Source organism: Bradyrhizobium genosp. SA-4 str. CB756, assembly GCF_000473125.1.
In the GTDB taxonomy this organism is placed as follows: domain Bacteria; phylum Pseudomonadota; class Alphaproteobacteria; order Rhizobiales; family Xanthobacteraceae; genus Bradyrhizobium; species Bradyrhizobium arachidis.
In genome coordinates, this window is record NZ_KI421499.1 from 7,971,502 (window position 1) to 7,985,101 (window position 13,600).

At 65.7% G+C, this 13,600-nt stretch carries 16 protein-coding genes; 5 read left to right on the forward strand and 11 right to left on the reverse strand.

Annotated elements, in window-relative coordinates; genetic code table 11:
- A complete protein-coding gene (locus BRAGE_RS0138545) occupies positions 1-678 on the forward strand; it encodes an LON peptidase substrate-binding domain-containing protein (RefSeq protein ID WP_027561727.1) in 678 nt (225 codons plus the stop codon).
- Between the two features lie 119 nt (positions 679-797).
- Here the strand turns inward: BRAGE_RS0138545 and BRAGE_RS0138550 are convergent, their stop codons facing one another.
- From BRAGE_RS0138550 to BRAGE_RS0138580, 6 genes are all read right to left on the reverse strand, one after another.
- On the reverse strand, positions 798-1,391 hold the full coding sequence (locus tag BRAGE_RS0138550; RefSeq protein ID WP_027561726.1) for a cytochrome b/b6 domain-containing protein: 594 nt from the start codon (positions 1,389-1,391) through the stop codon (positions 798-800).
- Positions 1,392-1,425: 34 nt separating this feature from the next.
- Positions 1,426-1,704, reverse strand: a complete 279-nt coding sequence (locus BRAGE_RS0138555; RefSeq protein ID WP_027561725.1) for a PepSY domain-containing protein — start codon at positions 1,702-1,704, stop codon at positions 1,426-1,428.
- 224 nt (positions 1,705-1,928) lie between these two features.
- Positions 1,929-2,741 carry an SDR family oxidoreductase gene (locus tag BRAGE_RS0138565; RefSeq protein WP_027561724.1) on the reverse strand — a complete coding sequence of 271 codons (813 nt, stop codon included), beginning with the start codon at positions 2,739-2,741 and terminating at the stop codon, positions 1,929-1,931.
- Positions 2,742-2,744: 3 nt separating this feature from the next.
- On the reverse strand, positions 2,745-3,188 hold the full coding sequence (locus tag BRAGE_RS0138570) for a PaaI family thioesterase (protein WP_027561723.1): 444 nt from the start codon (positions 3,186-3,188) through the stop codon (positions 2,745-2,747).
- Positions 3,185-3,988 carry a crotonase/enoyl-CoA hydratase family protein gene (locus tag BRAGE_RS0138575; RefSeq protein WP_027561722.1) on the reverse strand — a complete coding sequence of 268 codons (804 nt, stop codon included), beginning with the start codon at positions 3,986-3,988 and terminating at the stop codon, positions 3,185-3,187. The genes BRAGE_RS0138570 and BRAGE_RS0138575 overlap by 4 nt, the downstream gene beginning before the upstream one ends.
- Positions 3,989-4,029: 41 nt before the next feature.
- The gene (locus tag BRAGE_RS0138580; protein ID WP_027561721.1) at positions 4,030-4,380 is read right to left on the reverse strand and encodes a hypothetical protein; all 351 of its coding nucleotides are present in this window, start codon (positions 4,378-4,380) and stop codon (positions 4,030-4,032) included.
- 92 nt (positions 4,381-4,472) lie between these two features.
- On the opposite strand from BRAGE_RS0138580, the gene BRAGE_RS0138585 reads away from it, so the two are divergent.
- Both BRAGE_RS0138585 and BRAGE_RS0138590 read left to right on the forward strand, forming a co-directional pair.
- On the forward strand, positions 4,473-5,003 hold the full coding sequence (locus BRAGE_RS0138585; RefSeq protein ID WP_027561720.1) for a TetR/AcrR family transcriptional regulator: 531 nt from the start codon (positions 4,473-4,475) through the stop codon (positions 5,001-5,003).
- A gap of 52 nt (positions 5,004-5,055) precedes the next feature.
- On the forward strand, positions 5,056-5,253 hold the full coding sequence (locus BRAGE_RS0138590) for a Trm112 family protein (RefSeq protein WP_007598651.1): 198 nt from the start codon (positions 5,056-5,058) through the stop codon (positions 5,251-5,253).
- Between the two features lie 67 nt (positions 5,254-5,320).
- Here the strand turns inward: BRAGE_RS0138590 and BRAGE_RS0138595 are convergent, their stop codons facing one another.
- Positions 5,321-6,541 carry a ubiquinone biosynthesis hydroxylase gene (locus BRAGE_RS0138595; protein WP_027561719.1) on the reverse strand — a complete coding sequence of 407 codons (1,221 nt, stop codon included), beginning with the start codon at positions 6,539-6,541 and terminating at the stop codon, positions 5,321-5,323.
- Positions 6,542-6,747: 206 nt separating this feature from the next.
- Here BRAGE_RS0138595 and tesB point away from each other — a divergent pair, with 206 nt between their 5' ends.
- Entirely contained in the window at positions 6,748-7,611 is an 864-nt protein-coding gene (gene tesB, locus BRAGE_RS0138600; protein ID WP_028146488.1) for an acyl-CoA thioesterase II, read from the forward strand.
- Between the two features lie 61 nt (positions 7,612-7,672).
- Here the strand turns inward: tesB and BRAGE_RS0138605 are convergent, their stop codons facing one another.
- Genes BRAGE_RS0138605 through BRAGE_RS0138620 form a run of 4 tightly spaced genes read right to left on the reverse strand, consistent with a single transcriptional unit; the run spans position 7,673 to position 12,652 of the window.
- Positions 7,673-8,635 (reverse strand): Bug family tripartite tricarboxylate transporter substrate binding protein, encoded by a 963-nt coding sequence (locus tag BRAGE_RS0138605; protein ID WP_051378275.1) that lies wholly within the window; start codon positions 8,633-8,635, stop codon positions 7,673-7,675.
- A gap of 51 nt (positions 8,636-8,686) precedes the next feature.
- Positions 8,687-9,916 (reverse strand): CaiB/BaiF CoA transferase family protein, encoded by a 1,230-nt coding sequence (locus BRAGE_RS0138610; RefSeq protein ID WP_027561716.1) that lies wholly within the window; start codon positions 9,914-9,916, stop codon positions 8,687-8,689.
- A gap of 18 nt (positions 9,917-9,934) precedes the next feature.
- Positions 9,935-11,074 carry an FAS1-like dehydratase domain-containing protein gene (locus tag BRAGE_RS0138615; RefSeq protein ID WP_027561715.1) on the reverse strand — a complete coding sequence of 380 codons (1,140 nt, stop codon included), beginning with the start codon at positions 11,072-11,074 and terminating at the stop codon, positions 9,935-9,937.
- 15 nt (positions 11,075-11,089) lie between these two features.
- The gene (locus BRAGE_RS0138620) at positions 11,090-12,652 is read right to left on the reverse strand and encodes an acyl-CoA synthetase (RefSeq protein WP_027561714.1); all 1,563 of its coding nucleotides are present in this window, start codon (positions 12,650-12,652) and stop codon (positions 11,090-11,092) included.
- A gap of 75 nt (positions 12,653-12,727) precedes the next feature.
- On the opposite strand from BRAGE_RS0138620, the gene BRAGE_RS0138625 reads away from it, so the two are divergent.
- Positions 12,728-13,594: an IclR family transcriptional regulator gene (locus BRAGE_RS0138625; RefSeq protein ID WP_231164174.1), complete on the forward strand. Its 867-nt coding sequence runs from the start codon at positions 12,728-12,730 to the stop codon at positions 13,592-13,594.
- Positions 13,595-13,600: the final 6 nt, after the last annotated feature.

The window sequence follows — 13,600 nt, forward strand, 5'->3', positions numbered from 1 at the left end:
ATGCCGATCAACATCGAATATCGCGGGCCCGCCGACCTTCCGGAGATCATTCCGGTGTTTCCGCTGCCGGGCGCGCTGTTGCTGCCGCGCGGCCAGATGCCGCTCAACATCTTCGAGCCGCGCTATCTCGCGATGGTCGACGATGCCTTCCGCGACGGCCACCGCCTGATCGGCATGATCCAGCCTGACGTCGCGCATTCGCCGAAGAATTCGGATAAGCCGGCGCTGTTCCGCGTCGGCTGCGTCGGCCGCATCACCCAGCTCGCCGAATCCGGCGACGGCCGCTACATCCTCGAGCTCACCGGCGTCTCCCGCTTCAAGGTGGTCGCGGAGCTCGATGTGCTGACCGCCTACCGCCAGTGCAAGGTGGATTTCTTCGCCTTCGTCGACGATTTCACCGCGCGCATGGGCGAGGACGACGTCGATCGCGAGGCACTGCTGTCCGTGCTGGCGGACTTCTTGAAAGCCAACAACCTCAAGGTCGACTGGGAAGGCGTCGAAAGCGCGCCCAACGAGGCGCTGGTCAACGCGCTGGCGATGATGTCGCCCTATGGTCCGGCCGAGAAACAGGCCATGCTGGAGGCGCCGGACCTCAAGACCCGCGCCGAGATCCTGATCGCGGTGACCGAGATGGACCTGGCCAAGAAGCGCACCAGCGGCGATCCGCCGTTGCAGTGAGGGCTGTTCCGTCATGGCCGGGCTTGACCCCCCCATCCACGTCTTTCGTGCCGCATTAAGAACGTGGATGCCCGGGACAAGCCCGGGCATGACGACGAAAGAGTGTCGCTTCGAAAACCCTACTGATGATGCCGGATGCGCTTGCGGCCGGTGAACATCGCGCGGATCAGGTTCTCGCGCTGGAGAATTCCCATCAGCACCACGCCCAATACATGCAGCACGACCAGGACGATGACCGCGTCCGATGAATAGTGATGGGTGTCCTCGACCCACCAGACGCCGAAGAACGTCACCGTCACCGACATCGCGCCGGTGATGGCCGAGACGGCAATCGAGAGCAGCAGCGCCACCAGCATCAGGGTGCCGGCGGGATTGAGCCCGATATAGCGGCCGGTGATGCCGCGGCGCAGATTCCAGAGATAGCGCGGCGCGGCACGGAGCCTGACGCCGACCATGCGGAAGCGCGAATAGCGGCTTCCCCAGAAGCCCCAGGCCAGACGGAAGGCGAGCAGCCCGAGCACCGTATAGCCGACGATGCGATGAGCTCTGTCGTAGACCGTAGGGGTGAACCAGGCGGCCAGGATGCTGGCCGCGAGAGCCCAATGCCAGAGGCGTAGCGGGAGGTCCCAGACCGCAACCGTCCGCGATGCAGTTCGATCCGCGGGGGTCCTGTCGGACGCCCCGCGCGTTTCTGGCACCGCTTCGTCGATCAAGCCGGGACCATCCCTAAACCTTACTTGACGCCTATTACTTGGCGATCGTGTGCTTCAGGCTGAGATCTTCCGGGCTGTAGAACAGCTCGTAGAGCTTGCCTTCCTTGACGCCGTAGACCTCATAGCACGAACCTTCGACCTTGGAGCGCCGCACCTCGTAGCCGGCGGCCTTGGCCTTGGCTTCGGCATCGCTCGCCGGCTTCCACGACGCCTTGTCGATCTTGGTGCAGTTCTTGAAACCGTCGGCCATCGCCGCCGAGCTCATGCCAATCCCGACCATCAGTGCAATGGCAACAACACGAATGACCTTCACGAACGTCTCCTCTTCTGTCGTGGGCGCTGCGCAGAACCGCGAAGCGGGACCGAAGGAAGCAAAGGAGATGATGAAGTCAATCCGGTTCGGCGCGTCCCGGCTTTAGAGTTATTCTAACGATCCGAAAAACATCAGCGCTCTCCGTGTGCGGCGTACATTTCGAAGACTGCTGCGGCCTTACGCCTCACGGTTTGGGGGATGGCACCCTGGCCTTGCCAGTTGCGCTAGGCCGCGCTTCGCGTCCCCGGATCGTTGCGCCGCAGCCAGTCCGCCCAGGTGAGGCGGCCACGCACACCCTGACTGACGACAAAACCCATGCCGCGCGCCTTAGCCTCCGAAAGATCGATCGGCAGAATTTTTCGATGCAGTCTTCTCGCGTCCTGATATTGGCGGGCGAGGGCGACGAGATCGAGAGCTTCCGGCCCGCCGATCTCCGCGCGCACGCCGCGCTGCCCGTCGAATGCGCAAGCCACGACGTGGTTGGCAACGTCTGTCGTATCGACCGGATTGAACCGCGCCGTCGGCATCGGCCACACCGGAAGCCAGGACAGGCCCGAAAGCAGCCTGTCGAGCAGATAATAGAACGGCATCGCGCGAACGACGGACCAGGACAGGTCGGATGCACGCACCAGCCATTCGCCGGCGAGCTTGACCCGCGCATAGGGCAGGGTCGCCTCGTCGAGACCGACGATCGAGACGTGGAGGAAGTGCCGCACCTGAGCTTCCCCGCTAACGGCCAGCAGACGTTCCGTGCCTTCGACATCCACGGCGGAGGGCGACCTGAAGAAGTCGATCGGACGGATGCCGCCGCGCCGCGCGATCGGCGAATACGTCGCGGCATTGATGACCGTGTCCACGTCATGTAGCGCGGCCCGCAGACCGGCGCCCGTGGCAAGATCACCTGAGGCCCATTCGACATCCGGTCGCGCGCCTGGCGAGCGCGCAAACACCCGGACACGATGCCCGGCGCGAACGAGACGATCGACGATATCCCCGCCGAGATGACCTGTACCTCCGGTGACGAGCGTCAGCGCCATGGCTCAACTCCCGTCAACCTTGCGCGGTTCGCCGGTGGGGACGAGCACGGTTTCGCCGGTCGCGACGAGGGCGAGATCATCTCGCTCGTCGGCCGCGAAGAGCTCGGCGCGGGCGAACACCTGCCTGCGCCCGGCGCGGAGCGTCGTTCCCTTCGCGACAAAATAGCGGCCGATCGCCGGCCTCAGGCAATTCATCGAGAAATGCGAAGCGGTGACCGCACCGACGAGCGTCGCTGCGGCGAAGCCACAGGCGGTGTCGAGCAGGGCGGCGATCAGACCGGCGTGGAGATGCCCGGAATATTGGGTCAGATCGTCCCGCCAGCCCATGCGGATGGTCACCTCGCCATGACCGGCAGCGACCACGTCGAAGCCGGCGGAGCGGTTGAAGGCCGCCGAGGCGTTGACCGCGTCGAGTGCTTGCAGGTCGAACCCTTGCGTCTCGCTCATGCATAGCTCCATCGCGGCCTGCGGTTTTCCAGATTGCTTCTGATGGCCTCGATGTGATTGGGCGTGCCAAGCAGCGCCGCCTGTTCGGTGGTCTCCGCGGCGAGACCGGTCGCCGGATCCGCGGTCGCGGACAGGTTCAACAGGCGCTTGGCCGCGCGGACGGCGTCGGGGCTACGGCTCGCGATCTCGTGCGCCGTGGCGAGCGCAGCCGCCAGGGGATCGTCGGTCAGCCGCGTCGCAAAGCCGTAGGCGAGCGCTTCTTCCGCGGAGAAGACGCGGCCGGAATAGGTCAGCTCTCGCACGATGTCGTCGCGTGCGAGACGGCGCATCAGCTGAGTGCCGCACATATCGGGCACGAGACCCCATTTGGTCTCGATGACCCCGAGCTTTGTTCCGGGCGCGACATAGCGCAGGTCAGCACCAAGCGCGAGCTGGAAGCCGCCGCCGAACGCAACGCCATGAACCGCTGCAATCACCGGCACAGGCAGTTCGCGCCAGAGCCAGACGAGATGCTGGGCATAGTTCGCGATGCCGTGGGTTCGGCGCGTCAGGTCAATGGACGGCAGCAGCGGATTGCCGTTCGCGGTGGCGAGAAGGCGATCGAGGTCGAGGCCTGCGCAGAAGGCGCGCCCTTCGCCCGAGAGGACGACGGCGCGGAGATCCTTGGCCGCACCCAGCTGGGTGCCTGCTTCGATGATGGCCTCGAACATCGCCGGGTCGAGCGCATTCATCTTGTCCGGGCGGTTCAGCCGGAGATGGGCTACGCCGTTTTCGATGGTCAGTCGAACACGATAGTCCATGATGCCGCTCCGCTTGAATGCCTGGCTTGTCGTCTCGACGCTCAGTATCCCGCAACCGCCAGCGCGACGACCGCGCTGAGCATCATCCAGCCAAAATGCCGGCCGCGCGTCGCCCATGCGTTGGCGCAAGCCGAGAAGCCGAACACGCAGGCCATGGTGACGACGATCCAGTGGCGCGCCGGCTCCGAGCCCATCCAGGGTGTTGCGATCAGCAGCACGCCGCCGCCGATCCAGGCGACGGTCGAGGCCTGCCAGACCAGGCGGATCAGGGTGCGCAGCCGTTCCGGCTCGATCCGGGCGCGAGGGAACACCTTGGCCTCGCCGAGGTAGCCGTGGATGAGCGCCACGACAATGGTCAGGACGCCGGCGCACTGGAGCAAGAGATCACGCATCGATGCCTCCATACATCTGTGTATGGTTGATTAGGCGCTGGCCCGCCGCCTGTCAATACACTAGTGTATGGTGGATCTTTCGGAACCCCGACATGACTGAGCAGCTCTCCGCAGACGACTGGATCGATCAGGGCCTCAAGGCGCTGGCCAGGAGCGGTTTCACCGCGCTGAAGGCCGATCCGCTGGCGCGGGCCATGGGCGTGTCGCGCGGCAGCTTCTATTGGCATTTTGCCGATCTCGGCGCGTTCCACGCCGCCGTCCTCAAGCGCTGGCGCGAGATCGCGGCCGAGCAGATCATCGCCGATGTCGAGGCCGCCGCGGACGAGCCGCTGAGGGCGTTGCTGCGCAGGTCCTTTGGCGCGCGGCTCGACCTCGAACGCGCGGTGCGCAACTGGGCGGCGTTCGATGCGACCGCACAAGGCGCGGTCCGCGCGATCGACCGCCGCAGGATCGATTACATCGAGGCATTGCTCGCAAAGCGCGGGCTCGCGCCCGCGGCGGCGCAGGCCCGGGCGCAGATACTGTACTGGACCTTTCTCGGCTTTGCCCTGTCGGGCACGCCGGTGCCGGCGGCGCGGATCCAAGTCCTGATCGACGAGCTGCTGCGGATGATCTCCGCGTAGATGGGCGGATGCGAATTTCTGTGCTAGAGGCAACCGACTGCCGGAGACCAAAATGAACGCGCCCACCGAACGCCCCGAAGCCAGTGTCGATCCCAAGCTGCTGGAGATCCTGGTCTGCCCGCTGACCAAGGGCCCGCTGGAATTCGATTCTGCCAAGCAGGAGCTGATCTCGCGCAGCGCCAAGCTCGCTTATCCAATCCGCGACGGCATCCCGATCATGCTGCCGGAAGAGGCGCGGAAGATCGATTGATCTTAGCGAGTAGGTAGTGGCGAATAGCGAATGGACACCACTCGCTATTCGCCACTCACCATTCGCCCTACAGCGCCTCGCCCTTCAACAGCCGCGGCACCTCGCCGGTCAGCCCGGCGGCCTGGCGGATGAAGAGGTTCTTCAGCGGCGGGGCGCGGTCGACGAGGCCGAGGCCGATGTCGCGGACGGTGCGCAGCAGCGTCGACTGGTTGGAGAACAGGAAGTTCAGCGAGTTGGTGGCAACGCCCATCGCCATGGTGTCGAAGCGGCGCCAGCGCTGGTAGCGCTCGAGCACATCGGCGCCGCCGAGATCCATGCCGAGCCGCGCGGCATCGACGACGACCTCGGCCAGCGCCGCGACGTCCTTCAGCCCCATGTTGAGACCCTGGCCCGCAATGGGATGGATGACATGCGCGGAATCGCCGACCAGCGCCATACGGTCGGCGATGAAGGAACGCGCGACGAAATAGGACAGCGGAAATGCGCGCGGCTTGTCGAGCGCCTTGACCTCGCCGAGATGCAGGCCGAACCGCTGCTCGAGCTCGGCGTGGAACTCCTCGTCGCTGAGCGCAATGATGCGCGCGGCCTCAGCGCGGCGCTCGGTCCACACCAGCGACGAGCGTTTTCCGGTGAGCGGCAGGATCGCGAAGGGGCCGGCAGGCAAAAAGTGCTCTTCGGCGCGGCCCTCGTGATCGCGCTCGTGGCCAACGGTGACGACGATGCCGGACTGGTCGTATTCCCAGCCGTGGGTGGCGATGCCGGCACGTTCGCGCAGCCTCGACTTCGCGCCGTCGGCAGCGACCAGAAGGCTGGCCGCGACGACGCTGCCGTCGCCGAGCGTCACGTCGATGCCCTCGGCGCGCGCATCATAGGATGCCACGGTGGTGGCGCGCAGATCGATGCCCTCGGCCTCGGCCCGCACCACCAGCGCATCGATCAGGCGGCGGTTCTCGACCATGTGGGCAAAGGGCTCGCCGGGCGCGACATCGCCGGCGAAGTTCAGGAACACCGGACGGGTGGCATCCTCCAGCTTGGAGTCGGTGACGACCATGTCGAGGATCGGCTGGGCCTCAGCCCGGACGTCGTCCCAGGCGCCGATCACCTCGAACAGGCGGCGGCAGGCCGCCACGATCGCGGTCGCGCGCGGATCGCGGCTCGGCCGTGTGCTGAGCGCGGGATCGGCGACGATGACGGGAATCTCGGGGCCCAGCCCCTGGCGCAGCGCCAGCGCCAGTGCAAGGCCCGCAAACGCGCCGCCACCGATGACAATGCTACCCTGTACCGACATACCAAGCTTCCTGGTCAATTCTCGGTCTTGCTAGCAGACTTGAGCTGGGCGAAACAGTGCGGTGAAACAAGGGCGGAACGGCCTCATTCCGTCATTCCGGGGCGCGCAAGAGCGCGAACCCGGAATCCGGAGGTCATTCAGCTCGAGATTCGGGGTTCATCGCTGGCGCGATGCCCCGGAATGACGAGACATTTGGAAGCATCATCATGTCCAAAAGCCTGTTCGACCTCATTTCGATCCTCGACCTCGAACAGCTCGAGGTGAACCTGTTCCGCGGCAACAGCCCGAAGACGGACTGGCAGCGGGTGTTTGGCGGCCAGGTGATCGGGCAGGCGATGGTCGCGGCCTGCCGCACCGTCGAGGGCCGCCTGCCGCATTCGCTGCATTGCTATTTCATCCTGCCGGGCGACCCGAAGGTCCCGATCATCTACCAGGTCGAGCGGCTGCGCGACGGCAAGAGCTATTCGACCCGCCGTGTCACCGCGATCCAGCACGGCAACGCGATCTTCTCGATCATGGTCTCATTCCATGCCGAGGAGGCGAGCGCCTTCGATCACCAGGACAAGATGCCTGATGTGCCGCCACCGGAGAAGCTGACCGCGGAGGAGGTGGCCAAGCAGCCGATCTTCAAGGAAATGCCGGAGTTCATCCGCCGCTATTACGAGATGGATCGTCCGATCGAATTGCGGCCCGTCGAGATCGGCCGCTATTTCGGCCAGAAGGTCGACGACGGCCGCATCCACATCTGGATCCGCACCGCGGCGAAGCTCCCCGACGATCCCGCGCTGCATCTGTGCGCGCTCGCTTATGCGTCGGACTTCTCGCTGCTCGATGCAATCATGGCGCGCTACGGCCGCACGCTGTTCGACAAGCGCATGATGCCGGCGAGCCTCGATCACGCGATGTGGTTTCACCGCCCGTTCCGCGCCGACGAATGGCTGCTCTACGCCCAGGATTCGCCGAACGCGCGCGGCGGCCGCGGCCTGTCGCGCGGCCTCATCTTCAAGCCCGACGGCACGCTGGTCGCGTCGGTGGCGCAGGAAGGCTCGGTGCGCGAGCGCAAGGCATGATCCCGAGAAGCGGGAACCGGTTCTCGGACGAGATCATGCTCAAGCAAAGACCTGAGCGACCTCAGCCGCCCTGCAAGCCCGTCGCCTTGATCACCGGCCCCCATTTGAGCCGCTCGCGCGCCTCGAACTTGGCGAGGTCCGTCGGCGTTCCGCCTGCCGGATCGAAGCCGAGCTCCTGCAGCCGCTTGCGCGTCTCGGGCAAGGCCAGCGCCTTGGCGAACTCGCCGTTCAGAAGCTCGATGATGGCCTGCGGCGTGTCGCGCGGCGCGTAGAAGGCATTCCATCCCGCCATCTCGAAATCGGGCACGCCCTGCTCGGCCACCGGCTTCACGCCCGGCAGCAGCTCGCTCGGCTTCAGCACGGTGACGCCGAGCGCCTTCAGCTTGCCGTCGTCGATCTGGGTGCGCACCGCCGTGACGGTATCGATCAGCAGCGGCACCTGCCCGCCGAGCACGTCGGTCATCGCCGTCGCGGAGCCCTTGTAGGGGACGCCGAACATAGGCGCGCCAGTCACTTCCTTCAGAAACTCGAAGATGACGCGCGCCGTCGTGCTCGGCAGCGCGATGTCGATCCGATCCGGCTTCGCCTTGGCCGCCGTGATCAGATCCGCCACGTTGTTTCCGGCGAACGACGGGCTGGCCGTGATCACCAGCGGCAGCTTGCCGACCAGGATGATCGGGGCAAAATCCTTGTCCGGCACGAAGCCCATCGAAGGATACATGAACTCGTTCATGGTCTGGGTAGCGTTGGTGCCCATCATCAGCGTGTAGCCGTCGGGCTCGGAATGCGCCGCCTGCTCGGCCCCGATATTGCCGCCGGCGCCGGGCTTGTTCTCGACATAGAAGCGCTGGCCCAGCGTCCGCGACAAATGGTCGGCCAGATATCGCGCCACGACGTCGGTGCCCTGGCCCGCCTGATAGGGAACGATGATCTTGACGGGCCTGGTCGGATAGGTTTGCGCAAGGCTTGCGCAGCTCCATAGCAGGGCCAGCAATCCCACGGCCCATCTCGCGGATTTCAGCATCTTCGTTTCCTCTCGTTATATTTGTTTGTTTTTGATTGTTGTCGTCGCCTTCTATCGTTGCGCGCTGTCCTTCCGTTGCGGCGTGACGACCCCGGTGTCGATCAGGCGATCGATCGTTGCCTCGTCGAAACCGGCATCCGCCAGAATTTCACGGACATGCTCGCCGAAGCGCGGTGGCCGACGTCCGGTGCTGCCGGGCGTCTGCTTGAGCTTCACGGGAATGCCGGGCGCGCGGTGGCCCTCGCCCTCGACCAGCATGTCGCGGTGGGCGACATGCGCCTGCGCGAACGCCTGCGGCACGGTGTTGACGGCGCCCGCGGGAACGCCGGCCTGCATCAACTCGCGGCAAAGCGCGTCCGATTTGAAGCCGGCCAGCGTACGCTCCAGCTCAGCGCGAAGCGCGGCGACGTGGCTGAGCCGATCGGCGTTGGTCCGGAAGCGCGGATCATCCAGGAGATCGCCGCGCCCGACCTTCTGGCAGAAGCGGCGGAACTGGCCGTCATTGAGGATGCCGAGAAAGATCTCGCCGTCGGCCGCCGCGAACTTGTCGTAAGGGGCGATGTTGGGATGGGCGCTGCCGAGGCGACCAGGCGTGCTGCCCGAGCAAAGCCAGTTCGCCGCGTGCGGCACCAGGAGGCCGAGCGCCGTGTCGAACAGCGTCACCTCGACGCGCTGCCCCCGTCCGCTTCGTTCGCGCGCCGCGAGCGCCAGCAGGATTCCGGTGAGCGCATTGTAGCCGGTGACGTAGTCGACGATGGGCACACCGACGCGCGTTGCGCCGGAGTCCTGTGTGCCGTTGATGCTCATCAGGCCGCACATGGCCTGGAGCACCGCATCGTAGCCGGGCAGGCCGCCGAGCGGCCCATCGGCGCCAAAGCCGGAGATGGCGCAGTAGATCAGTCGCGGAAAGCGTTCGGACAGATGCCCCTCGTATCCGAGCCCCCAGCGCTCCATGGTGCCGGGCAGGAAATTCTCCACCAGCACATCGGCATCCTTCAGAAGCGCTTCGAGCACCGCGCGCCCGTTGGCGCGCGACAGATCGAGCGCCATGCCGCGCTTGCCCCGATTGACGGCGCCGAAATACGCCGCCTGTCCCGCCGCGTCGAAGGGCGGCCCGAGACCGCGCGTCTCATCGCCGGATGGCGGCTCGATCTTGACGACGTCGGCGCCATGATCGGCCAGCATCTGCGTGCACAGCGGTCCCGCCAGTACGCGCGAGAGATCGACGACCTTGAGGCCGGTCACCGCTCCGCGCGTGAGATCTGGTGCGGGCATGCTCATGCGCCCATCTGGTTGTTGTCAGCTGCGGCTTGGCAATTCCACGATGCCGGTGCCGAGCACGGAGAGCTCGTCATCCTGGTTGCGCGCTTCCTGCTCGATCTCGACGAGGTGACGGCCGTTCTCGACGAACTTGCGCTTCACCTTGCCCTTGATGAACAGGATGTCGCCCTCGGGATTGTGGCGACGGATCTTGCAGGTGGCGCGGCGCAGGAAGCCGTCATCGCCCATCCAGTTGGTGAGGTGATGGGTGAGCCAGGAGCAGCGCTCCGGACCGTAATCATAAGCGCCGGGCGCGCCGACCTCGAGCGCGAACTCCTCTTCCCAGTGCACGCGCTCGGGGCAGTCGGGGATATTGAAGCGGTTCGGGATGCCGAGGCCGCGATGGGCGTCGGCGAGCTTCCAGGCCAGCTTGTTGGCGCGGATGTAAAGACCGCCCCAGCCTTGCGCATAGGCGATGAAGCCGGTGACCGTCATCGGCCCCTTCAGCATCACCGGCAGCGCTTCGCCCTCGGTGACGTCCTGCCAGTAGCGCGGCCGCGAGCCCTGGATCCGCTCCTCGGCATAGTGCTTGTAGGCCGCAGCCAGCTCCTGCTCTGTATAGCGGCGCGGCTCGCGCGCCCTGACTTCCTTGTATTTGGTGCCCTGCTCGCGCGCGTGGTCGCGCTCGGTGCGGAAGCACCAGCTGTCGGCTTCGGCGACGAGGTCGCCCTGCTGGTTGAAGAAATCGACGTGATAAGTCTGCTGGATGGCGCGGCCGGCGAACCGGGTCTGATGCTCGACGAGGTCCTTCAGCTTGGCCTCGGTCGAGATCACGTCGTTGCGGCGGACGGCCTTGTGCCAGGTCCAGTCCGCGCCGGACCACATCGCGTGGACGCCGGGCAGGCCCCCGACATAGCCGGACACGATGCGGCTGGTCGAGAACAGGAAGCTCGGCAGCGCGATGATCCCGCCGTAACTGGATTTGGCGGCGTAGTCGGGATCGCACCAGAGCGGATTGTCGTCGCCGATGCCGTGCGCGTAGTGACGGATGTTGTCGCGCGTCGCCTCGTAGCACCAGGGCTCGGCGGTCACGCCGATCGTGACGCCGATGCGCTTGCGCAGATCGTCGAGGCCCTCTTCCGTGATCTTCGGAAACCTGGTTTCGGTCTTGTCCAGCATATAGCGTTCCTCTCGTTAATTCGTCGCTTCTGATTGCTTGGCGGCGTGCTCGCGGTCGCGCAGCACCTTGCGATTGACCTTGCCGGCCGGCGTCTTCGGCAGCTCCGCGACGAAGCTGACCAGACGCGGATATTCGTGATGGCTGAGGCGCTGACGCACGACGTCCTGGATCTCGTGCTCGAAGGACGCATCGCCCGGCCGGTCGGTGACCACGAAGGCCTTCACGACCTGGCCGCGGAGCGGATCGGGAACGCCGATGGCCGCGGCCTCGCGCACCTGCGGATGCTTTAGGATCGCATCCTCGATCTCGACGGCGCTCATGGTCCAGCCGGCGGAGATGATGACGTCGTCGGCCCGACCGCCGTGATAGAAGTAGCCGTCCTCGTCGATGCGCCCGAGGTCCTTGGTCGCGATCCACTCGCCACGACGCCAGAGCTTGAGCTCGCCGGTCACGCCGGGCGCGCAGGGCTTGCCTTCGGCGTCCTGCACTTCGACGCGCCCACCGGGGATTGGCTTGCCCAGGGACCCCGGCTTGACGACGAAATCGCGCGCGCCGGGATAGCTCACCAGGATCACTCCGATCTCGGTGGTGCCGTACATGCTGCAGACCTGATGGCCGAAGGTGTCGCTGATGAAGGCTGCCGTCTCGCTGTCGATCGGCTCGCCGGTGAACGACATTTTCTCCAGCACATAGCGGTAGCGCGGCGCAGCGCCGGAATTCCGCATCATGCGATAATGCGTAGCGGCCGCCGAGATGTTGGTGAACCGGTGCCGTTCGAGCGCGGCGAGCAGCCGCTCCGGATTGAACTTGCCGGCATAGGAGCCGATGGTGATGCCGAGCGCCAGCGGCGCGAGCGTGCCGTGCCAGAGCCCATGTCCCCAGGCCGGCGATGACGGGCAGATGAAGCGATCGCCCGGGCGCAGGCCGGTGCCGTAGAGCGCCGCGACCATCAGCGTGACGATCGAGCGATGCGTGTGCCTGACCGCTTCCGGCAATTCGCGCGTGGTGCCCGAGGTATATTGAAACAGCGCCATGGCGTCGGCCGCCGTGTCCGGCGTGAAGTGCGGCGCAAAGCGTTGCAGATCGTTCAGGAAGGCGGCATCGGCGACCACCACTTCGGTTCCGATCCCGGCGAGCAGCTGGGCCTTCTCGGCGTTGGTCACGATCAGCCGCGGCTTGCAGTCGTCGACGCGCAGCTTGACGCCGTCGGGCCCGAACAGCGTGAACAGCGGCACGGCGATGGCGCCGGCCTTCATCGTGCCGAACACCGCTACGTAGAAGGCGCGCGAGGGCTCGAGCATGACCGCGACGCGATCACCGGCCTTGATCCCGCGGCTTACCAGATCATGCGCGAAGCGCGCGGACGCTTCGGCAAGCTCGGCAAAGCTCAGCACCTCGTCCTGCCCGTCCGCGTGAACGACGATCACGGCCGGATTGGATCGACCGGCATGCCGGTCGATGCATTCATGCGCGATGTTCAGCTGCGCACGATTGCCGTCGAACAATTCCCAGAGCTTCTCCGGGGAGAACATCGTCTGCGCGGCGGCGTAGCTCGTGTAGTCGGTCAGCTTGGTCATGGCCGGCAAGATACCGACGCCACGTTAATTGTCAAATAGCGCTATGAATTGTATATGTACAATTAGCCCGAAGCGATGACGAACGCGCTGCGCCGCGACGACGACGATCTGTGCTTCGACGAGACAGTGTTGTTGCGCTCCGGCCGCTGTTGTACCGATACGATCATGCCGAATCCCAAATCACCCCGCGTCCGCGCCGTGCCCGCGGTCACGCGCGCGGTCGCCATCCTCCGCCTGCTCAGCCGCAATCCCGCGCCGCAGAGTCTCAAGGCGATCGCGGACACGCTCGAGCTGGTGCCGAGCACCGCACTGCACATCGTGCGCGCGCTGCTGGCGGAAGATCTGCTCCAGGTCGATCCGCAGACCAAGCGCTACAGCCTCGGCGTCGGCATGCTGCCGCTGGCGCGCGCGGTGCTCGATAATGCCGATTTTCCCAGCCTGATGCGGCCGAAGCTCGAGGAGCTTTCAGGCCGATACGGCGTCACTGCGATCGGCGTCGAGGTGCCGGACCTCGACAACATGATCGTCGTCGCGCTGGCGCGCAGTCAGGCGCCGGTGCGGCTTCATGTCGACATCGGAAGCCGCTTTCCGGCGCTGATCAGCGCCACGGGACGCTGCGTCGCCGCCTTCAGCGGCCAGCCGGAGAAGGAGATCGAAAAGCGCTTTCGCCTGCTGCGCTGGCATAACGCGCCGACCTTCGAGGCCTGGCGCAAGGAAGTCGATCAGGTGCGCAAGCAGGGTTTCAGCATCGATCGCGGCAATTACATTGCCGGCGTCACGATCGTCGCGGTGCCGGTCCTGAACGCGAAGGGAACGATCTCGCACACGATCGCGGCCGTCGGCCTCGGCAGCCAGCTGGACCGCGCAACCTCGCTGGCGCTTGCGCGAGACATGCGCACCGTGGCGGAAGCGATCGCTCCACAGCTGGCGATCCACGCCTGATACATC